Annotated in this window: 17 protein-coding genes and 2 rRNA genes (1 of these 19 running past the window's edge); 7 read left to right on the forward strand and 12 right to left on the reverse strand. The window is 58.5% G+C overall.

Annotated elements, in window-relative coordinates; all coding sequences use genetic code 11:
- From PSEST_RS09795 to PSEST_RS09815, 5 genes are all read left to right on the forward strand, one after another.
- Positions 1-1,739: ribosomal RNA gene (locus PSEST_RS09795) — 23S ribosomal RNA — on the forward strand (it extends 1,152 nt beyond the left edge of the window).
- Between the two features lie 134 nt (positions 1,740-1,873).
- Positions 1,874-1,989, forward strand: a 5S ribosomal RNA gene (rrf, locus tag PSEST_RS09800).
- 579 nt (positions 1,990-2,568) lie between these two features.
- The gene (queD, locus tag PSEST_RS09805; protein ID WP_177412699.1) at positions 2,569-2,925 is read left to right on the forward strand and encodes a 6-carboxytetrahydropterin synthase QueD; all 357 of its coding nucleotides are present in this window, start codon (positions 2,569-2,571) and stop codon (positions 2,923-2,925) included.
- A gap of 218 nt (positions 2,926-3,143) precedes the next feature.
- Complete coding sequence (locus PSEST_RS09810; protein ID WP_015276835.1) at positions 3,144-4,460, forward strand: Na+/H+ antiporter family protein; 1,317 nt, start codon at positions 3,144-3,146, stop codon at positions 4,458-4,460.
- A 123-nt stretch (positions 4,461-4,583) separates the two neighbouring features.
- The gene (locus tag PSEST_RS09815) at positions 4,584-5,678 is read left to right on the forward strand and encodes an AI-2E family transporter (RefSeq protein ID WP_015276836.1); all 1,095 of its coding nucleotides are present in this window, start codon (positions 4,584-4,586) and stop codon (positions 5,676-5,678) included.
- A 16-nt stretch (positions 5,679-5,694) separates the two neighbouring features.
- Here PSEST_RS09815 and PSEST_RS09820 read toward each other — a convergent pair whose 3' ends face one another.
- From PSEST_RS09820 to PSEST_RS09870, 11 genes are all read right to left on the reverse strand, one after another.
- Entirely contained in the window at positions 5,695-7,689 is a 1,995-nt protein-coding gene (locus PSEST_RS09820) for a PhoX family protein (protein ID WP_015276837.1), read from the reverse strand.
- Positions 7,690-7,880: 191 nt separating this feature from the next.
- Positions 7,881-9,476: an isocitrate lyase gene (locus tag PSEST_RS09825; RefSeq protein WP_015276838.1), complete on the reverse strand. Its 1,596-nt coding sequence runs from the start codon at positions 9,474-9,476 to the stop codon at positions 7,881-7,883.
- 484 nt (positions 9,477-9,960) lie between these two features.
- Entirely contained in the window at positions 9,961-10,770 is an 810-nt protein-coding gene (locus PSEST_RS09830; protein ID WP_015276839.1) for a secretin N-terminal domain-containing protein, read from the reverse strand.
- Complete coding sequence (locus PSEST_RS09835) at positions 10,767-11,396, reverse strand: hypothetical protein (RefSeq protein WP_015276840.1); 630 nt, start codon at positions 11,394-11,396, stop codon at positions 10,767-10,769. The genes PSEST_RS09830 and PSEST_RS09835 overlap by 4 nt, the downstream gene beginning before the upstream one ends.
- A 6-nt stretch (positions 11,397-11,402) precedes the next feature.
- On the reverse strand, positions 11,403-11,828 hold the full coding sequence (locus tag PSEST_RS09840; protein WP_015276841.1) for a GNAT family N-acetyltransferase: 426 nt from the start codon (positions 11,826-11,828) through the stop codon (positions 11,403-11,405).
- Positions 11,821-12,987, reverse strand: a complete 1,167-nt coding sequence (locus PSEST_RS09845) for a JmjC domain-containing protein (protein WP_015276842.1) — start codon at positions 12,985-12,987, stop codon at positions 11,821-11,823. Before PSEST_RS09845 ends, PSEST_RS09840 begins: the two co-directional genes overlap by 8 nt.
- A 76-nt stretch (positions 12,988-13,063) precedes the next feature.
- On the reverse strand, positions 13,064-14,434 hold the full coding sequence (gene purB, locus PSEST_RS09850; RefSeq protein WP_015276843.1) for an adenylosuccinate lyase: 1,371 nt from the start codon (positions 14,432-14,434) through the stop codon (positions 13,064-13,066).
- Positions 14,435-14,521: 87 nt separating this feature from the next.
- Positions 14,522-15,160 (reverse strand): high frequency lysogenization protein HflD, encoded by a 639-nt coding sequence (gene hflD / locus PSEST_RS09855; protein WP_015276844.1) that lies wholly within the window; start codon positions 15,158-15,160, stop codon positions 14,522-14,524.
- Entirely contained in the window at positions 15,157-16,284 is a 1,128-nt protein-coding gene (gene mnmA, locus PSEST_RS09860) for a tRNA 2-thiouridine(34) synthase MnmA (protein WP_015276845.1), read from the reverse strand. Before mnmA ends, hflD begins: the two co-directional genes overlap by 4 nt.
- A gap of 69 nt (positions 16,285-16,353) precedes the next feature.
- The gene (locus PSEST_RS09865; RefSeq protein ID WP_015276846.1) at positions 16,354-16,794 is read right to left on the reverse strand and encodes an NUDIX hydrolase; all 441 of its coding nucleotides are present in this window, start codon (positions 16,792-16,794) and stop codon (positions 16,354-16,356) included.
- Between the two features lie 102 nt (positions 16,795-16,896).
- Entirely contained in the window at positions 16,897-19,125 is a 2,229-nt protein-coding gene (locus PSEST_RS09870; protein ID WP_015276847.1) for an NADP-dependent isocitrate dehydrogenase, read from the reverse strand.
- A 360-nt stretch (positions 19,126-19,485) separates the two neighbouring features.
- On the opposite strand from PSEST_RS09870, the gene icd reads away from it, so the two are divergent.
- Positions 19,486-20,742, forward strand: coding sequence for an NADP-dependent isocitrate dehydrogenase (gene icd, locus PSEST_RS09875; protein WP_015276848.1), 1,257 nt, complete (start codon positions 19,486-19,488; stop codon positions 20,740-20,742).
- Positions 20,743-20,803: 61 nt separating this feature from the next.
- On the opposite strand, the gene cspD is transcribed toward icd, so the two are convergent.
- On the reverse strand, positions 20,804-21,064 hold the full coding sequence (gene cspD / locus PSEST_RS09880; protein ID WP_015276849.1) for a cold shock domain-containing protein CspD: 261 nt from the start codon (positions 21,062-21,064) through the stop codon (positions 20,804-20,806).
- A 218-nt stretch (positions 21,065-21,282) separates the two neighbouring features.
- On the opposite strand from cspD, the gene clpS reads away from it, so the two are divergent.
- Entirely contained in the window at positions 21,283-21,645 is a 363-nt protein-coding gene (gene clpS, locus PSEST_RS09885; protein WP_015276850.1) for an ATP-dependent Clp protease adapter ClpS, read from the forward strand.
- Positions 21,646-21,654 lie beyond the last annotated feature (9 nt).

Genomic DNA, 21,654 nt, shown 5'->3' on the forward strand with positions numbered 1-21,654 from the left:
GGGTTCAACGCAAGTTGAGCGGTAGAGGAGCGTTCTGTAAGCCTGTGAAGGTCAGTTGAGAAGCTGGCTGGAGGTATCAGAAGTGCGAATGCTGACATGAGTAACGACAATGCGAGTGAAAAACTCGCACGCCGAAAGACCAAGGGTTCCTGCGCAACGTTAATCGACGCAGGGTGAGTCGGTCCCTAAGGCGAGGCTGAAGAGCGTAGTCGATGGGAAACGGGTTAATATTCCCGTACTTCTAGTTACTGCGATGGGGGGACGGAGAAGGCTAGGCCAGCAAGGCGTTGGTTGTCCTTGTTTAAGGTGGTAGGCAGAGATCTTAGGTAAATCCGGGATCTTAATGCCGAGAGCTGATGACGAGCTTTCTTTTAGAAAGCGAAGTGGTTGATGCCATGCTTCCAGGAAAAGCCTCTAAGCTTCAGGTAACTAGGAACCGTACCCCAAACCGACACAGGTGGTTGGGTAGAGAATACCAAGGCGCTTGAGAGAACTCGGGTGAAGGAACTAGGCAAAATGGCACCGTAACTTCGGGAGAAGGTGCGCCGGTGAGGGTGAAGTATTTACTACGTAAGCCCATGCCGGTCGAAGATACCAGGCCGCTGCGACTGTTTATTAAAAACACAGCACTCTGCAAACACGAAAGTGGACGTATAGGGTGTGACGCCTGCCCGGTGCCGGAAGGTTAATTGATGGGGTTAGCGCAAGCGAAGCTCTTGATCGAAGCCCCGGTAAACGGCGGCCGTAACTATAACGGTCCTAAGGTAGCGAAATTCCTTGTCGGGTAAGTTCCGACCTGCACGAATGGCGTAACGATGGCGGCGCTGTCTCCACCCGAGACTCAGTGAAATTGAAATCGCTGTGAAGATGCAGTGTATCCGCGGCTAGACGGAAAGACCCCGTGAACCTTTACTATAGCTTTGCACTGGACTTTGAATTTGCTTGTGTAGGATAGGTGGGAGGCTTTGAAGCGTGGACGCCAGTTCGCGTGGAGCCATCCTTGAAATACCACCCTGGCAACTTTGAGGTTCTAACTCTGGTCCGTTATCCGGATCGAGGACAGTGTATGGTGGGTAGTTTGACTGGGGCGGTCTCCTCCTAAAGAGTAACGGAGGAGTACGAAGGTGCGCTCAGACCGGTCGGAAATCGGTCGTAGAGTATAAAGGCAAAAGCGCGCTTGACTGCGAGACAGACACGTCGAGCAGGTACGAAAGTAGGTCTTAGTGATCCGGTGGTTCTGTATGGAAGGGCCATCGCTCAACGGATAAAAGGTACTCCGGGGATAACAGGCTGATACCGCCCAAGAGTTCATATCGACGGCGGTGTTTGGCACCTCGATGTCGGCTCATCACATCCTGGGGCTGAAGCCGGTCCCAAGGGTATGGCTGTTCGCCATTTAAAGTGGTACGCGAGCTGGGTTTAGAACGTCGTGAGACAGTTCGGTCCCTATCTGCCGTGGACGTTTGAGATTTGAGAGGGGCTGCTCCTAGTACGAGAGGACCGGAGTGGACGAACCTCTGGTGTTCCGGTTGTCACGCCAGTGGCATTGCCGGGTAGCTACGTTCGGAAGAGATAACCGCTGAAAGCATCTAAGCGGGAAACTTGCCTCAAGATGAGATCTCACTGGAGCCTTGAGCTCCCTGAAGGGCCGTCGAAGACTACGACGTTGATAGGTTGGGTGTGTAAGCGCTGTGAGGCGTTGAGCTAACCAATACTAATTGCCCGTGAGGCTTGACCATATAACACCCAAACAATTTGGCTGTTAGACGGAAAGTCGACAGTAAAGCCGAAAATCTGCACGAACACGCAATACCGATTCAATCACATACCCAATTGGCTGCAGCGGCTAAACCCCGAGGCAGCAACTGAATTGCTTGACGACCATAGAGCGTTGGAACCACCTGATCCCATCCCGAACTCAGTAGTGAAACGACGCATCGCCGATGGTAGTGTGGGGTTTCCCCATGTGAGAGTAGGTCATCGTCAAGCTCCTTTCCCAAACCCCCGATCCGCGAAAGCGGGTCGGGGGTTTGCTTTTGAGCTCAGGAAAACCGCAGCAGGCACTTAGGCTTGAGATGTGTTGGGTGCTTGAGGCCGGTTTCAACCCGCTCGGGTTGGGAGGGAGGAATAGGCCGCGCCTCACCAGAAGGGCCGTGTGCGGCTGTATCCAAGTCCAAGCTATTACTTCAAATAGCGCCAGTGATGGTGTCGGACGTTGCCGACAGGGGATGGCTGCTCTACAAGCCGTGCAGCGACCTACAGGTCGTCTTTGGTACTCGTATCGGACGTCGATGGGCCGCATTCATATTGTTGCCCCCGTGCTTGACCTGTTGTCGTAGCTATAGGTCGCCCTCGTTCGGCTTCGCGCCGGCCGCTGTATAAGCAGGTCAACACCGACCGTCGCTAGGTGTTCGCGAACCCGCGTCATCAACCAGAGCCCCTAGAACCACTTAATTAATTCGATTGCCGGTTGCCTGTCACGGCCTCACGGCGGGTGGTGCATGTGTCAGCTCGTCAAAGCGCGTAGAATCGCGCCTCGATTCAGTGACCAGAATGCGAGTGGATATCGTGGAAATCTTCAAAGAGTTTACGTTCGAATCAGCGCACCGCCTGCCTCACGTACCGCAGGGGCACAAATGTGGACGTTTACACGGCCATTCGTTTCGAGTAGCTCTCTACATCAGCGGTCCGGTTGACCCGCATACGGGTTGGATTCGCGACTTCGGCGAAATCAAAACGATATTCAAGCCGTTGTACGAATTGCTTGATCATAATTACCTAAATGACATTCCGGGTTTGGAAAATCCCACCAGCGAGAACTTGGCGAAATGGATTTGGAACGAGCTCAAGCCTTTGCTTCCAGAGCTTTCGCGTATCCGTATTCATGAAACTTGTACCAGTGGCTGCGAGTACCAAGGCGATTAATGTCTTTTGCCGGGCTGGATAGTCGCTATGGATTTAAAGTCTTCAATGAGTCGTAGAGGCTATCCAAATCCAGCGTCGAAATATAAGCAGAGGCGAAGCAATCGAGCCTGCCCAGTATTGGCGTGCTGTTCGAACCCCCTGTTTTTGACTCTTTCGCTTCGTTGTAGCAGAGTACGGCGCTTTTCACGCGACCCAGGTCGTTTCTATGGAGAATTCGAATGAACGCAGTTGTTGCGGCAGTCGGCATCATGCTGATCCTGAGTCTATGCCGCGTGCATGTAGTGGTTGCGCTTATTGCAGGAGCGCTGGCCGGCGGTTTGATCGGTGGATTGGGCATCGAGGGCAGTCTCGCCGCGTTCAATAAGGGGCTTGGCGGCGGGGCAACGGTTGCATTGTCTTACGCCTTGCTCGGCGCTTTCGCCGTGGCTATCGGGAAAAGCGGCCTTGCGCACGCCCTCGCGGACAAGGCGCTGAACCTGGTTGGCAAGCAAGGTACGCAGGGTGCCGGCGCCATTAAGTGGCTGATGATTGGTTTGCTGCTTGCCGTAGCCGTGTCTTCGCAGAATATTCTGCCTATCCATATTGCGTTTATTCCGCTTCTGGTTCCGCCGCTCCTTTTCGTGCTGTCGAAGATGAAGATGGATAGGCGTTTGATTGCCTGTGTTCTCGCATTTGGCCTCATTACCCCTTATATGTTTCTCCCAGTCGGGTTCGGCAATATCTTCCTGAACGAGATTTTGTTGGCGAACGTTGCGAAGAGTGGGGTGGATGTCACCGGTATCAAAGTTACGCAGGCGATGTTTATCCCCGCGATGGGGATGGTCGCGGGTCTAGTGGTGGCTTTCTACAGTTATCGCAAACCTCGCGAGTATGACCTTGCGCGGATCGAGCAGGTTGAAAAGAGTACTGTCAGCTACAGCCCGCTGACGCTGTTGGTAGCGGCGGTAGCCGTTGCGGCAGCATTCGTGATCCAGCTGTGGCTGGACTCAATGATCCTCGGTGCGCTCGTGGGATTTGTCATTTTCTCTGTATCGGGCGTAGTGCGCTGGCGGGAGGCAGATGATCTTTTCACTGATGGCATGAAGATGATGGCCATGATCGGTTTCATCATGATTGCAGCCGCTGGGTTTGCCGAAGTGATGCGTGAAACCGGCGAGGTGAAGTTGCTGGTAGATGCATCGACTCAATGGATCGGAAACAGCAAGGCTGTTGGTGCATTGCTGATGCTCCTGGTCGGCTTACTGGTCACCATCGGCATCGGCTCGTCGTTCTCTACCGTGCCGATCATCGCCGCGATCTTTGTCCCGCTTGGCGTGGAGCTAGGGTTCAGCCCGCTGGCGATCGTCAGCCTGGTCGGAACCGCAGGCGCTTTGGGAGACGGCGGTTCGCCGGCATCCGACTCCACTCTTGGGCCAACTGCCGGTCTGAACGCAGATGGTCAGCATAACCATATCTGGGACACGGTCGTGCCGACCTTCCTGCACTACAACCTCCCATTGTTGGCTTTCGGCTGGCTAGCGGCGATGACCCTGTAACGTCGCGGAGTTCAGATTAGGGCCGTCCGCTTGCTGACGGCCCGACATCGATTGATCGCCTGACCCGCACTCGTACCGCTGCCCGTTGACTAAACAGTACTGAACGCAGCGGCAGGGTCAACAATGGTCAATTCGACGCTCGAGCAAAAAGTCTTTCTTGCACTGCTCGTGGTGGTTTCTCTCGCGTTTGGCTGGATTCTATTGCCGTTCTACGGCGCAGTTTTCTGGGCCGTCATCCTCGCAATCATTTTCGCTCCCCTACAGCGATACCTACACCGGCGCCTCAATCAGCGACGGAATCTGGCAGCGTTCGTCACGCTGCTGGTCTGTCTGCTGGTGGCCGTTCTTCCTGTCATCCTGACTACGGGGATGCTGGTTCAGGAGGGCGCGACTCTCTACAAGCAGATCGAAAGCGGGGAGCTGGATATCGGCAGCTGGGTAGCGCGTTTGCGGGATCTGCTGCCTCAGTCAGTGCAACTGCAGTTGCAGCGTTTCGGTTTCGGGGATCTTGAATCGATGCGTGAGCGGCTTGCGTCCGGGGCCCTGGAGGGAAGTCAGTTCCTTGCGACGAAGGCATTCAGCTTTGGTCAGGGTACGTTTCAGTTTCTGATCAGCTTTTTCGTGATGCTTTACCTGTTGTTCTTCTTCATCCGGGATGGCCGTGAGCTGGTTGCACGAATCAGAAAGGCCATTCCGCTCAGCGATGCGCAGAAGCGGCGGTTGTTCAACAAGTTCACGCGTGTGGTGCGAGCGACGGTCAAGGGCAATATTGTCGTAGCCATTACCCAAGGGGCGCTGGGCGGAATTATCTTCGCCGTGCTCGGGATATCAGGCGCCTTGCTCTGGGGTGTGCTGATGGCGTTTCTGTCGTTGTTGCCGGCGGTGGGGGCGGGCCTGATCTGGACGCCCGTAGCGATCTATTTCCTGATGACCGGAGCGATCTGGCAAGGCGTGGTACTGACGCTTTACGGAATCTTGGTGATTGGCCTGGTAGACAATATCCTCAGGCCCATTCTGGTCGGCAAGGACACCAAAATGCCGGACTACGTCGTGCTCATTTCGACGTTGGGGGGGCTGGCTTTGTTCGGATTGAACGGTTTTGTTATCGGCCCATTGGTGGCCGCACTGTTCATCTCTACCTGGGGCCTTTTCACTTCGCCTGAAGAGTCTGACATGGCGCAGCTGGACAGGGCTTCAAGGGAAAAGGGGCCGGCGTGAGCCAGCCCCTAAGCGATCACATCAGGCGCTTGCCGTCTTCACGCGTAATGATGACGGTCGCGGAACGTGGCCTGCGGCCCGGGCCGTCCGGCCAAGTGCTCGTGTAGTTCGTTGCCGTCGAGCCTTCGCCGGGATGTTGAATATTGACGAATAGGGTTCGGAAATCAGGTGTCGCTGTGATCCCCGTCACCTCTGCGCCCTTGGGTCCGACCAGGAACCGCTTGGTCTCGCCGGTTTTGGGGTCGGATACCAGCATCTGGTTGTTACCAAATGGCCCTGCGCTCAGCTGGCTGCCGCTCATGTCGGTCTGAATCCATAGACGGCCTTCGTCATCGAACCATAGCCCGTCCGGGCTGGCCATGATGCTGCTGTCGTCGAGTGGTTTCCCTTTCGGACTGCGGCTGTTTTCCTGAGGGCCAGCGAGAAGATAGAGGTCCCAGCTGAATCGCGTTCCAGCGAAGTCGCGGCTCTCCTCGCGCCACCGGATGATATGACCAAACGGGTTCGGTGCCCGCGGGTTGGAAGCGTCGGCTTCCTGACGGCCGCTGTTGTTGGTGAGGGTGAAGTAGACTTCGCCCGTATCAGGGTTCACCGCACCCCACTCCGGTCGGTCCATCTTGGTTGCGCCGACGATGTCTGCTGCCAGGCGGGTGTTGATCAGGACTTCACCTTGGTCAGCGAACTTCACGTCGGCAGCATCGCAGGCCCGCTGGAACGCTGGGTCTGCATGGTCCAGCGCAAGCCAGTCGCCACTCCCGTCGGCGTTGAAACGCGCCACATAGAGGATGCCGTCGTCCAGCAGGCGTCCATCGCTGCGTTGCGGTCGGTACTTGTCGCGACTGACGTACTTGTAGATGTACTCGTTCTGCGAGTCGTCTCCCGAGTAGCAGACGACGGGGCGACCTGGCTTGACTGGGGCGAACACCAGCCCTTCGTGGGCGAAACGACCCAGCGCCGTGTGCTTCACCGGGGTTGAATTGGGGTCGAACGGGTCTATCTCAACTACCCAGCCGAAGGTGTTTGGCTCGTTGCGATAGTCCTCCTGCGGAGCCTCGGCCATCCGTGTCGCATTGAACCGCTCGAACTCATCGCCCGCGACTGTCTCCCAGCCGTAGCGGCCGCTGCCGCGTATGCCATAACGGCTGAGCTCGCGTGGGGTTTCACTGTCGGCGGTGGCGAAGTAACCAGCCCAGTTCTCCTCGCAGGTCAGATAAGTGCCCCACGGCGTGTGGCCGTTGGCGCAGTTGTTGAGGGTACCTCGGGTCGACGTCCCGCTCGGGCTATAGCGCGTACGCATCAGCGCATGACCACTGGCCGGGCCTTCGATGCGCATCGGGGTGGCGCCGGTAATGCGGCGATTTCGGGCGGTCGGCAGTACCGACCATTCGCCTCGTGGGCCGCGGCGGATTTCCACGACGGATACGCCATGCGCGTTAATTTCTTTACGCACTTCGTCTACATTGGTGCGCTTGCCGTCTACCACCGTTGGGCCGTTGCGGTGGAGCAGGGGAGCGTCGATATACTCGTGATTGAGGACCAGCAAGCCGTGGTCGCTCTGGCGCCCGCCGTGTTTCGCGTTCATCGGGAAGAAGTGCATCCCATCGTGATGCATGCCCACCTGCTGAGCCTGATCTTCTGCGCTATTGCTGCCATCTTCGAGCCAGGCCGGATAGCGACCGGTAATAGGGGTGCCCCACGGGATGAAGGTTGTCGCGGAGTACCCGGCCGGTACCGTGATGGCATCTGCGCGAGTAACTGCAACCGGGGTGAAGGGCAGGCGCGTACGGCGCTTGAACGGAATATCCTTGAGTTCCCGGGCCGTAGGCTCGGCTGCTTGTACGAGTCCGGGAAGCGACGCGCCAAGAAACGCCAAGGCGCCCATTGCTGCGCCGCCAGCGAGTACTTTGCGGCGACCAATCGAGATCACCTCCTGGATATGCGGATTCGTTGAATGGTTACTGGGCAACTCGTCCCCGTTGCCGAACAGAATGTCTTTGTTCTCAGTAATCACGGCGCAGCTCCATAACGATTTGTTGTCGGAGCCATGACGCTAAATTGCATATGCGACAAGAGAATGACAGTAGTGCGTTTGGCCGACGAAGAGCAGGCGCATGTAACGTTTCTGCTGTGAAAAAAAAAGCCCCGGCACAGGTGCCGGGGCTTTTTCACTACACCGCAGCTTTGGAAGCTGCGAACCTGTTCTTAGTGGAACTGGTTCATGGTGTTGTCTTTACCGCTTGCCTTCAGAGCAGCTTCGCCAGCGAAGTACTCCTTGTGGTTGTCGCCGATGTCGGAACCAGCCATGTTCTGGTGCTTGACGCAGGCGATACCCTGACGCAGTTCCTGACGCTGAACGCCCTTCACGTAGGCCAGCATGCCCTGGTCGGCGAAGTAGCCCTTGGCCAGGTTGTCGGTCGACAGCGCGGCGGTGTGGTAGGTCGGCAGGGTGATCAGGTGGTGGAAGATGCCGGCGTGAGCCGAACCGTCACGCTGGAAGGTACGGATCTTCTCGTCTGCAACCTGGGCCAGTTCGGTTTCGTCGTACTCGACGCTCATCAGCTTGGCGCGGTCGTAAGCAGAAACGTCCTTGCCTTCGGCTACGAATGCGTCGAACACCTGCTGGCGGAAGTTCAGAGTCCAGTTGAACGACGGGCTGTTGTTGTAGACCAGCTTGGCGTTCGGGATGGTCTTGCGGATTTCGTCGACCATGGCTGCGATCTGGCCAACGTGCGGCTTCTCGGTTTCGATCCACAGCAGGTCAGCACCGTTCTGCAGCGAGGTGATGCAGTCCAGTATGCAGCGCGCTTCACCGGTGCCAGCACGGAACTGGAACAGGTTGGACGGCAGACGCTTCGGACGCAGCAGCTTGCCTTCGCGCTTGATGACGACGTCGCCGTTGCCCAGAGCGGCTTCGGAAACTTCTTCGCAATCCAGGAAGGAGTTGTACAGGTCGCCCAGGTCGCCCGGCTCTTTGGTCACAGCGATCTGCTTGGTCAGGCCGGCACCCAGGGAGTCGGTACGCGCAACGATCACGCCGTTGTCGATGCCCAGCTCAAGGAAGGCGTAGCGAACGGCGGCGATCTTGGCGAGGAAGTCGGCGTGCGGAACGGTCACTTTACCGTCCTGGTGGCCGCACTGCTTCTCGTCGGATACCTGGTTTTCGATCTGGATGCAGCACGCACCAGCTTCGATCATGCGCTTGGCCAGCAGGTAGGTGGCTTCCGGGTTACCGAAGCCAGCATCGATGTCGGCGATGATCGGTACGATGTGGGTTTCGTAGTTGTCGATCTGATTCTGGATCTCGGCAGCCTTGGCGTTGTCGCCAGCTTCACGAGCAGCATCCAGGGCGGTGAAGAGCAGGTCCAGTTCGCGGCTGTCAGCCTGACGCAGGAAGGTGTACAGCTCCTCGATCAGGTCGGAAACGGCGGTCTTCTCGTGCATGGACTGGTCCGGCAGCGGGCCGAACTCGGAACGCAGGGCAGCAACCATCCAGCCGGACAGGTAGAGGTAGCGCTTGTTGGTGGTCTTCAGGTGCTTCTTGATGGAGATCAGCTTCTGCTGACCAATGAAGCCGTGCCAGCAGCCGAGGGACTGCGTGTAGACGGACGAGTCGGCGTCGTACTCGGCCATGTCCTTGCGCATGATGTCGGCGGTGTACTGAGCAATTTCCAGACCGGTCTTGAAGCGGTTCTGGGCGCGCATGCGAGCGACGGACTCAGGGTTGATAGCGGCCCAGCTGCTGCCGTATTGCTCTTTCAGGGCGGCAACTGCCTTGATGTCGTCTTGATATGCGGACATGTTCAATCCTTCAAAATAAGTGTGGTTGAGCACCGACTTTTCCCACCGAAACCTACGTGCTATCGCTGATCATTGCGGGCAACACGCGGCAGAGCGTCGAAATATCGACTGGGACGAGGATTGAACCAAGAGAAGGGTGGATCCGATCGCCGGGCTGGTTCCGGTTGCTGCGCCCACAGCCGGCGTGGCTGCCGTGTGCGCTACAACAACGAGAAGCGGTCAGTCTGGCTGATGCGTCAATCGCTACCCCGTCCCTCAGGACGACTCGTTCCAGTCGCAACCTCGTCAGTCCGCCTTGTGGGCAGTACAGTCACGGAACGGCTCGGCTGGTTGGCTTGAGCACGCCCCGGAGACCCTTGCCAGGGCCCCTGGTTAGCGGGAGCGGGGCAATAATGCTCCGCTGAAAAGGCATCGTCAATCGTTTTGTAGTGTTTTTTTTGCGGCACTACATTCTCGCGTTGGGGTCGCGCAGAAGGGGCCGCTATCAGTCCAGGACATCGACCTTCAGGCGCATCGACAGATTCTGGCTGCTCTGTGTCGAATAGCGGCGTAGCGTGCCGCGCTGTTCAGAGTCCGCGCTTTCGTCGATGCCGCCGATGGTGATCCACTCGCCGACGCGACCGCTGACCCGGGTATCGGCGTTCTGCATCTCGACCACACCGCTGCGGCCCTGTGCGAGCCGATCACGAGTGCTGCTGATGCTGATCTGCACCCGATCGCCGTGGACGGTCGCAGTGGCATAGAAGCCCCGAAGAACGTCGCGATACTGCGTCTGCTGGTAAATCTGGCCGTAACCGTCGGTGCCCTGGGTCGTCAGTGGCACACTTTGACCAACCTGAATCAGGGCTGGGTAGCCCTCGCTGGCCTGCACCTGTTGAATTCCACCATCTCGGCTGTTGGTACTGCGACGGATGATGCGTACCCGATCGCGACCGGCGATCTCGCCGCGCCCGGTTTCGAACTCGACGTCACCGGAACGCACGCTTCCATCGACCTGATAACCGCCTGCGCTGCTGCTTGCCGAGTCCTGCGTGTCGACGCTGATGAGCAGACGCTTCGGCGCGACGTCCAGCTGATCGATTACCCGCCGCAGTTCGCTGATCATCGAGTCAGGTGCATTGACGATCAGCTGATTGCCGTAGGCTGTGACCCGACCCTGATTGCCCAGTACAGACTCGGCCACGGGAATCACATCCTCGGCCATGCGGTTGTTGAGCTGGATGACCTCGGTTGCTGCGTGTAGTGGCAGGCAAAGACTGAGCGAGGCGGTCAACAGCAAGGTACGAAGGGTCATAGCAGAAAGCTCCGTAAGTTCGCATCCGACAGCCCATGATCCCACGCCTTGTCGAACTCTGCCTGGCGCATACGCACTCGACCCAGGTCACGATACAAGGCATATCCGGCGTACTGGTCAGCCTTGGGCCTTTCCAATAGACCGCAGTCGTCAGCGATGAGGTACGCGCCGCTGGTCGCGGGATGGTCGGGATTCAGCTTGCGAATATGCAGGTTGCTGGTGAGCCGACGGGCTAGCTGAAGGAGGCGGTGGCCTTCCTTGATCGCCCGTGTTGGATCGGCGACCAGAATGCGCAGCTGGTTGCGCGGATGAGACAGCAGCAGGCGGGTGCACGCCTGTTGGACGCTGCTGTGGTGATACAGCCAAGGTTCGAGGTCCGTGGTGAAGATGCAGACGCAACGCTTTGTCTGCTGCAGCATGGCCAATGCATGCTGGCGAACCTCGATGGGTTTGCTGAAACTTTGCAGTGGGGCGCTTTGGCCTAACTGAAAGGACGCGACGTCCCAAGTCTCGGGCTCGGGGATATCAGCCTGAGGGTTATGCACTGAGAAACGCCCCGGGGAATGGAAGTCGATGGCCGGAAGTTCGGCCTGATCTTCTTGTTCGTCCGAGGCGTTATCGCTCATGAGGGCTCAGTGGCTGCGGCGGAGCATGTCGACATGGGGAATGCCGGCTTCGAGAAACTCGTCGCTGACGACTTCGAAACCAAGCCGCTCATAGAATGCGGTGGCATGAACCTGAGCCGTCAACTTCTGTTCAGCTAGGCCGCGGCGTTCGGCCTCGGCAATGACCGCACGCATCAGCGCATCGCCGACGTTCATGCCGCGCCAGTCGCGCAGCACTGCTACCCGTCCGATCTGGCCATCGGCTAGCAGCCGGGCGGTGCCGATTGGATAGTCACCTTCCAAAGCGAGAAAATGGATAGCGTCAGCATCATCGGCGTCCCATTCCTGCTCGGGCGGAACAGCCTGCTCGGCAATGAAAACTGCCTCACGGATACGCCGTAGCTCGGCATTATCCTGCTGCCAGTCGGCAATCCGTACCTGAACGCTATTCATCAGCAAACTCCAGACTTCCTTGTTTGACCAGTTCGCACAAAAGGCTACGCCCATCATCGTCGCTCAGCCAAGCGCCCACGTTCTCGGCATGCAGCGCATCTGCCGAGCAAATCAGCTTGAGCAATTCACGCAGGCCGGCAGGCAGCAACCGACTTTGTCCGCTGGCAAACAGTAGCAGTCCGATATCCACTTCGCTCCAGGCCAGGCGAGCAGCGGGGTTGCGGACCAGCAGGGCGCCATCTTCAAGGGCGGAAAGCAAATCGGCTTCGTCGATGCCAGGACCTTCTACACGCTCGGGATAGCGAGGTTCTGTCATGAACTGGCCAAACCAGGTCAGCAACAGGCGTTCGTCGCTCATATGTTCGGTGAGCAGTGCTTTCAGACGATCCAGTGCATCGCTCTGAATCTGGTACGGATCGTCGGTCGGCTGCAGATCGGCGTCGCTGTAGCGGTCTTCGTCGGGCAGGAACTGCGCAAGGAAATCGGTGAAGTGAGTCAGAACCTCCGCTGCGCTCGGTGCGCGGAAGCCGACCGAATAGGTCATGCAGGCATCTTCGGCTGTGCCGAAATGGGCGAGGCGGGGGGGCAGGTAAAGCATGTCGCCAGGCTCCAATACCCACTCATCAGTACCCTGGAAGTCGGCAAGAATCCGCAGATCGCCATGGGCGAGCATCGGACTGTCGCTGTCGCACATCTGCCCGATGCGCCAGCGGCGCTGTCCATGCGCTTGTAGCAGGAACACGTCGTAATTGTCGAAATGCGGACCGACGCCGCCGCCCGGGGCGGCATAGCTGATCATCACGTCATCGATGCGCCAGTTGGGGAGGAAACGGAAGTGTTCGATCAGGTCGGCAACATCCGGCACCAGCTGATCCACGGCTTGCACCAGCAGGGTCCAGTCGCGCTCGGGAAGCTGCTGATAGGTGTCCTCGGCAAATGGGCCACGGCGAAGCTCCCAAGGGCTTTCGCCGTGTTCGATGACAAGGCGGGATTCGACTTCCTCTTCCAGCGAGAGGCCGGCCAGCTCGTCTGGGGAGATGGGGCTTTGGAAGTCCGGAATGGCTTGGCGGATGAGAAGAGGTTTCTTCTGCCAGTAGTCGCGCAGAAATTCCCGGGCGCTGATGCCGCCCAGGATTTGAAGTGGAATGTCAGAAGTCATGCGTAACACCTTGCTCTATATACAGAGCTGAAAATAAAAACGCCCGGCACAGCCGGGCGTGCATGCATGGGTTCGCTCAGATGCGCTTGGCCTGCGCAACTGCGTTGCCGATGTAGTTGGCCGGGGTCAGCTTGCGCAGCTCAGCCTTGGCTTCAGCCGGAATGTCGAGGCCGTCGATGAACGCCTGCAGGGCGTCTGGCGTGATGCCTTTGCCGCGGGTCAGGTCCTTCAGCTTCTCGTAGGCGTTCTCCACGGCGTAGCGGCGCATGACGGTCTGCACCGGCTCAGCCAGCACTTCCCAGCAGGCGTCGAGGTCTTCGGCGATGCGGGCCGCGTTAAGCTCGAGTTTGCCAATACCCTTGAGGCTGGCTTCGTAGGCGATGACGCTGTGGGCGAAGCCGACGCCGAGATTGCGCAGCACGGTGGAGTCAGTCAGGTCACGCTGCCAGCGGGAAATCGGCAGCTTGCTCGCCAGATGCTGGAACAGCGCGTTGGCGATGCCGAGATTGCCTTCGGAGTTTTCGAAGTCGATCGGGTTGACCTTGTGCGGCATGGTGGACGAGCCGATCTCGCCCGCTACGGTCTTCTGCTTGAAGTAGCCGAGGGAGATGTAGCCCCACACGTCGCGGTCGAAGTCGATGAGAATGGTGTTGAAACGCGCAATGGCGTCGAACAGCTCGGCGATGTAGTCGTGCGGCTCGATCTGCGTCGTGTAGGGGTTCCAGGTCAGGCCGAGGTCACCTTCGATGAACTCGCGCGCGTTGGCTTCCCAGTCGATATCCGGATAAGCGCTCAGATGGGCGTTGTAGTTGCCCACGGCGCCGTTGATCTTGCCCAGCAGCGGAACGGCTGCAACCTGCGCAATCTGACGCTCCAGGCGGTAAACGACGTTCGCCAGCTCTTTTCCAAGCGTGGTCGGCGACGCGGGTTGGCCATGGGTGCGCGATAGCATCGGCACGTCAGCGAACTGCACCGCGAGGCTGCGGATCGATTCGGCGACCTGGCGCATCAGCGGCAGCAGGACGCTGTCGCGCCCTTCGCGAAGCATCAGCGCATGGGAGAGGTTGTTGATGTCTTCGCTGGTACAGGCGAAGTGGATGAACTCGTTGACCTTGGCCAGTTCGGGCAGCTGCTTGGCCTGCTCCTTGAGCAGGTACTCAACTGCTTTGACGTCATGGTTGGTGGTGCGCTCGAACTCCTTGACGCGCTCGGCATGTTCCAGCTGGAAGTTCTCGGCCAACTGATTCAGCACGGCATTGGCTTCGCTGGAGAAGGGCGCAACTTCCGGAACGCCTGGATGAGCAGCGAGGCGCTGGAGCCAGCGGACTTCGACCTGAACACGGCAGCGGATCAAGCCGAATTCGCTGAAGATCGGGCGCAGGGCGCTGGTTTTGCCGGCGTAGCGGCCATCGACGGGGGAAACCGCCGTGAGCGAGGAAAGCTGCATAGAGGGCATTCTCGGACAGTCAGGCAACGAAAAGAGGGCGCAGATTATACACGAATGCACCGGCTGAGCCCGGCACATTCGCTGCGGTTAATGGTCCTCGCCCTGAGTGGAGCGAAGCCTTGGATAGAGCGCATCGAGCAACTTGCGACGGCTGAAGATGAGCTGCCAGCGATGCCCGCCGAGCTGGCGCCAGAGGCGCGCCGAGCGGATGCCGGAAAGCAGCAGGGCGCGAATCTTGGCCGCATTGTCCGTCTGCTGCAGGTGACGCATATCGCCCTGAACCTGGATGCGTTGGCGGAAGGTACTCAAGGTGTCCTGATATAGCCCGCCGAACGAGGCGACGACGTTCTCGTGGGTGATGCCGAAGTGCTCGACCTGCTGCTGGATCTGGTCCAGACGGCTGCCGATGACCTGAAGCATGTCATCACGTTTGTCCAGCTGGCGCTCCAGGCCGATCATTGCCAGTGCGTAACGTAGCGGCTCGCGCTGCAGCGTGCTGCTGTCGCGCTCCAGTGCGCCAACCAGCGCGCGGTAGCCATCACGCAGGTTGAGATCGTCGCCGCCATAGATCTCCAGCGTGGTTTGCGGATTGCGCGCCAGCAGGCTGCCGAGCATGCAGGCAAGTGAGGCGTTCGGCACTTGGCCGGTGCGTGCAATGCGATCTACCAGCGTTGCGGCTTCGAACACCGCACCAAGCGCGATCAGCTGCTCATCCAGCGCCTTCATGGGCGGCCCTCGAACCAAGGCTCGGCCTGCTCGATCACGCCGCCACCCAGACAGATTTCGCCGTCGTAGAACACGACCGACTGGCCCGGTGTTACCGCCCGTTGTGGTGCCTCGAACACGGCCCGGTAACCCTCTGCGGTCTTTTCCAGCGTGCAGGCTTGATCGCTCTGGCGATAACGAACCTTGGCGGTCAGCTTGAGTGGCGTGCTGAGGTCGATGGGGTTCACCCAGTAGATTTCGGATGCTAGCAGGGCGCGGGAAAACAGCCATGGATGGTCGTTGCCCTGGCCGACCACCAGCGCATTGCGCTGCAGGTCTTTGCTCAAGACGTACCAGGGCTCGTCCGATGCATCTTTCAAGCCGCCTATCCCCAGCCCCTGGCGCTGGCCAATGGTGTGATACATCAAACCATGGTGGCGGCCGATCACTTCGCCGTCGACGGTTTCGATGTTGCCCGGCTGCGCCGGAAGATACTGCTTGAGGAAGTCGCTGAAGCGCCGCTCGCCGATGAAGCAGATGCCGGTGGAATCTTTCTTTTTCGCCGTAGCGAGGTCGTACTTCTCCGCGATCGCGCGGACTGCTGGCTTTTCCAGCTCGCCAACGGGAAACAGCGTCTTGCCTAGCTGCTCGCCGCCGACCGCATGCAGGAAGTAGCTCTGGTCCTTGTTCGGGTCCAGCCCCTTGAGCAGCTCGCTGCGTCCGTCACGGTCACGGCGACGGACGTAATGACCCGTGGCGATCAGGTCGGCGCCGAGCATCAGTGCGTAATCGAGGAACGCCTTGAACTTGATTTCGCGATTGCAGAGGATATCCGGGTTCGGTGTGCGCCCGGCCTTGTACTCAGCAAGGAAGTGCTCGAAGACGTTGTCCCAGTACTCGGCTGCGAAGTTGGCCGTGTGCAGCTTGATGCCGATCCGATCGCAGACGGCCTGGGCATCGGCAAGGTCTTCTTTGGCAGTGCAGTATTCCGTGCCATCGTCCTCTTCCCAGTTCTTCATGAACAGGCCTTCGACCTGGTAGCCCTGCTCGAGCAGCAGGAGGGCCGAAACGGAAGAATCCACTCCGCCGGACATGCCAACGATTACGCGAGTTTTTTCCGGGGCGGTTAGGGTCGTTACAGACATAGGAATACGCTGAGGTTTTGCAAGGGGGCGCAATTCTAACAGGCCAGCCGCTGGCTGACGAAGCCGTGATCAGTTGCGAATCACTTCAAGCGAATGCAGGGGGCCGCTCAGGTAATCATCGATGCAGCGGGGCACCAGCTCGCTGCGCCAGCGGTCCGGCTGCTCGGCCAGCTCTTCGCGGCTCAACCACCGGGCTGCGACGATACCCTCATCGAGCGTGCGCTGTGGATCATGCTGCAGCGCTTTGGCCGCGAAACAGACGCGCTGATAGGTCACGCCATTGCTGGGCGCGGTGTACAGGTAAATGCCGATGACACCGGTGAGCTCGACATCCCAACCGGTTTCTTCGAGGGTTTCCCGCACGGCTGCCTCTCGCAGATTTTCGTTGGCTTCCAGGTGCCCGGCAGGCTGATTGAGTACGAGACGGCCTGCCTTGAGTTCTTCCACCAGCAGGAAGCGGCCCTGATTCTCGATCACGGTTGCGACAGTGATATGCGGTTGCCAATCCATAGGAGCTGCCTCGTGTAAATGATCGGATGATAGGGAGCCCGATCTCGGAAAGCACGAACCCCGGCGCAGGGCCGGGGTTCGTGGTGACGCTCAGGCCTGGGTTCAGGCGTTCAGCGCCGCCAGAGCTGAGTTGAAGGTGGCGCTGGGGCGCATCACCTTGCTGGTCAGCTCGGGGTTGGAGCGGTAGTAGCCGCCGATGTCGACCGGCTTGCCCTGAACGGCAGCGAGTTCGTCAACGATGGTGGCTTCCTGCTCGGTCAGCTGCTTGGCCAGCGGAGCGAAGTGGGCTTTGAGTTCAGCGTCTTCGTCCTGCGCCGCCAGGGCCTGAGCCCAGTACAGTGCGAGGTAGAAGTGGCTGCCGCGGTTGTCGAGCTGACCAACCTTGCGCGCCGGCGACTTGTTGTTGTCCAACAGTTTGCCGGTAGCCTGGTCCAGAGTCTTGCCGAGGATCTTGGCCTTGACGTTGCCGGTCTTGATTCCGGTTTCTTCCAGGGACACGGCCAAGGCGAGGAACTCACCCAGGGAGTCCCAGCGCAGGTAGTTTTCTTCCACCAGCTGCTGCACGTGCTTTGGTGCGGAGCCACCAGCTCCAGTTTCGTACATGCCGCCACCAGCCATCAGCGGAACGATGGAAAGCATTTTCGCCGAGGTACCCAGTTCCATGATCGGGAACAGGTCGGTCAGGTAGTCGCGTAGCACGTTGCCGGTCACCGAAATGGTGTCCTGCCCACGGATCATGCGCTCCATGCTGACGCGAATGGCCTCGTTGTAGCCCATGATGCGGATGTCCAGGCCACTCAGATCGTGATCCTTGAGATAGGTTTCCACTTTCTCCTGCAGCTGACGATCGTGGGCGCGCTCCGGGTCCAGCCAGAAGATCGCCGGGGTGTTCGACTGACGGGCGCGGGTAACGGCCAGCTTGACCCAATCGCGGATCGGGGCGTCCTTGGTCTGGCAGGCGCGCCAGATGTCGCCTTTCTCGACTTCGTGCTGCATCAGAACGGTGCCGTCGGCCAGAACGACGCGCATGGTGCCGTCGGCCTGCATTTCGAAGGTCTTGTCGTGCGAGCCGTATTCCTCAGCCTTTTGAGCCATCAGGCCAACGTTCGGCACGCTGCCCATGGTGACCGGGTCGAAGGCACCATTGGTTTTGCAGAAGTTGATCATTTCCTGGTAGATGCGGGCGTAAGTGCTTTCCGGCATTACCGCTTTGGTGTCCTTCTGCTTGCCGTCCTTACCCCACATCTGACCAGAGTTGCGGATCATTGCCGGCATCGAGGCGTCGACGATGACGTCGCTCGGGATGTGCAGGTTGGTGATGCCCTTGACCGAATCGACCATCGCCATTTCCGGACGATGGGCGTAGACCTCATGGATGTCGTGCAGAATTTCTTCCTGCTGCGAGACGGGCAGCGACTTGATCTTGTCGTAGACGCTGCTGATGCCGTTGTTCGGATTGACGCCCAGCTCCTTGAACAGTTCGCCGTACTTGTCGAACACGTCCTTGTAGTAAACGCTGACCGCATGGCCGAAGACGATCGGGTGCGAGATCTTCATCATGGTGGCCTTGACGTGCAGCGACCACATCACGCCGGTTTCCTTGCAGTCCTGCAGGGTTTCTTCGAAGAACGCGCGCAGCTTGTTGCAGCTCATGAACATGCCGTCGAGCACTTCGCCTTCCTGCAGGGCGAGCTGCTTCTTGACTTCCACCTTGCCGTCTTTGCCGACGAACTCGATGCGCACGTCACCGGCTTTTTCCATGGTGATCGATTGTTCGCTGGAAAAGAAATCGCCGCCGCGCATGTAGTCGGCGTGGGACTGCGACGCCTTGCTCCACTTGCCCATGGAGTGCGGGTGCTTGCGGGCATAGGCCTTGACTGCGGCCGGGGCGCGACGGTCGGAGTTCCCCTCACGCAGGACCGGATTCACGGCACTGCCGAGCACCTTGCTGTAACGCGCGCGTGCGTCTTTCTCGGCGTCGGTCTGTGGGTCTTCCGGGAAGTTGGGAATGTTGTAGCCGAGGGCTTGCAGCTCGGCGATGGCTGCTTTGAGCTGCGGTACGGAGGCGCTGATGTTCGGCAGCTTGATGATGTTGGCATCGGGCTGATTGGTCAGTTCGGCAAGCTTGGCGAGGTCGTCGTCGACTTTCTTGTCAGCGTCCAACTGGTCGGCAAAACTCGCAAGAATGCGCCCTGCAAGAGAGATGTCGCGTGTTTCGACGGCTATCTCAGCGGAGGCGGCGAAGGCTTCTACAATTGGAAGAAGCGAATAGGTGGCCAGGGCTGGAGCTTCGTCGGTGAAGGTATAGATGATCTTCGAAGGGGTGGACATTTAGCGTTAACTCTCTTCTTGCTGGGCGTGCACAGGATCCCGAGTGCGCCGGGTAGGCGCCCTGGCTCTTCGTTTGGTGAGCCAGAAGGGGATTAGCCGCGGTGATGATGGATGCACCAATAGAGTGTCGAGCATTTGAACCAGGGAGCTGCGGTAGCAACTCTGAGGTTTCAAGAGGCGGGTCTTGTACAAGACAGGCTCGTCCCTTATGACTTGTTAGTCATCCGAGAAGTATACCATTGCGCCACCCTCTGGCAGAACGGCATTGCGCATACGACGAACGAACATGTAGTTTCAGGCGATTCGAGTGGGTTACCCTCAAACGACGATCGATGTCTAACCACGAAGACGGAGTCCAGCATGGGATACCAAAAGATCCAGGTGCCATCCAGCGGTGACAAAATTACCGTTAATGCCGACAACACCCTGAACGTCCCCAACAACCCGATCATTCCTTATATAGAAGGGGATGGTATCGGAGTCGATATCAGCCCGGTGATGATCAAAGTCGTGGATGCCGCCGTGCAGAAGGCCTATGGCGGTCAGCGCAAGATTGCCTGGATGGAAATCTACGCGGGCGAGAAGGCGACACAGGTCTACGACCAGGACACCTGGCTGCCGAAGGAGACCCTGGAAGCCGTTCGTGATTACGTGGTGTCAATCAAGGGCCCCCTGACCACTCCGGTCGGCGGTGGCATCCGCTCCTTGAACGTTGCGCTGCGCCAAGAGCTTGATCTCTACGTCTGTCAGCGTCCGGTTCGCTGGTTCACCGGTGTGCCTAGCCCGGTCAAGAAGCCGGGTGACGTTGACATGGTGATCTTTCGTGAAAACTCCGAAGACATCTACGCCGGCGTAGAGTGGAAGGCTGGCTCCCCTGAGGCGGAGAAAGTCATCAAGTTCCTTACCGAAGAAATGGGCGTCAAGAAGATTCGCTTCACAGAAAACTGTGGCATCGGCATCAAGCCGGTTTCACTGGAAGGCACCAAGCGCTTGGTTCGTAAAGCCCTGCAGTACGCGGTCGACAATGACCGTAGCTCGGTCACTATCGTGCACAAAGGCAACATCATGAAGTTCACCGAAGGTGCCTTCAAGGAGTGGGGCTATGAGGTGGCTCGCGACGAGTTCGGCGCTGAGCTGCTGGATGGTGGGCCCTGGATGCAGTTCAAGAATCCGAATACCGGCAAGAATATCGTCGTGAAAGACGCCATCGCTGACGCCATGCTGCAACAGATTCTGCTGCGCCCGGCTGAGTACGATGTCATTGCCACGCTCAACCTGAACGGTGACTACTTGTCCGATGCCTTGGCCGCCGAAGTGGGCGGTATCGGTATCGCTCCTGGCGCGAACCTGTCCGACACCGTAGCCATGTTCGAGGCGACCCACGGCACTGCGCCGAAGTACGCCGGCCAAGATAAGGTCAACCCCGGCTCTTTGATTCTTTCCGCCGAGATGATGCTGCGTCACATGGGCTGGGTAGAAGCAGCGGACCTGATCATCAAGTCGACCGAAAGCGCTATCGCAGCCAAGACCGTGACCTACGACTTCGAGCGGCTGATGGAAGGCGCGCAGCTGATGTCATGCTCGCAGTTCGGCGATGCAATGATCAGTCATATGTAACGCGACCTGACGAAAAAAAGGCCGATCATCTGATCGGCCTTTTTGTTTGTTTCGTGAAACGTCAGGCGTCTACGGTGGAAACACCCTGAGCAGCAGGGGCCGTCGCTTCAGACATGGCCTGCTGCGGCCTGATGTCGGTTGCGTGGAGGCCTTTCGGACCCTGCAGGATATTGAACATGACCGCTTGCCCAGCTTTCAGAGTTCGGTAGCCTTCCATCTGGATGGCTGAGTAGTGGGCGAACAGGTCCTCATCGCCGCCGTCTGCTACGATGAAGCCATAGCCTTTGGCGTTGTTGAACCACTTGACCTTACCGCTTAGCATGCTGTTATCCCTCTGCAAAGGAGTCCATTACTGGAGTAACATCCATTTCATTCCGCGCTTATGCAGCCCGAGGCCTCATGTTGCGCAACCCGTTTGCCCTTGTAGGCACATACTGTTTGTATCATCGTTTTGCCGATAGTCAAGGCGACTCGTCAGCTGGCTGCGAAGCTGTCCATATTTATCTGGCCCCGGCGCCACGACCTAGAACCGTTATGCGCATGCATGCATTTGCTCAGATTCGACTAACATTCAATCAGGACCGGCCCTTAGGGGACGAAGACGACGCGTCTGGCCTCGCTGTTCAGGAGGCCAAGCCAGAATTGAAGGCACCACCGATGTATAGAGTTGTCATGTTTAATGACGACTACACACCGATGGATTTTGTCGTCGAGGTGCTGGAAGGCATTTTTAATCACAGCAGGGAGCAGGCCACCAAGATCATGCTGGCCGTCCATACCGAGGGGCAGGCAGTTTGCGGGCTGTATACCCGTGATGTGGCCGAAACCAAAGCGATGCAAGTGAATCAATATGCAAGGGAATGCCAGCACCCGCTGCTTTGTGAGATCGAGAAGGACGGTTAACTCCGATTG

This window comes from Stutzerimonas stutzeri RCH2, assembly GCF_000327065.1.
In the GTDB taxonomy this organism is placed as follows: Bacteria; Pseudomonadota; Gammaproteobacteria; order Pseudomonadales; family Pseudomonadaceae; genus Stutzerimonas; species Stutzerimonas stutzeri_AE.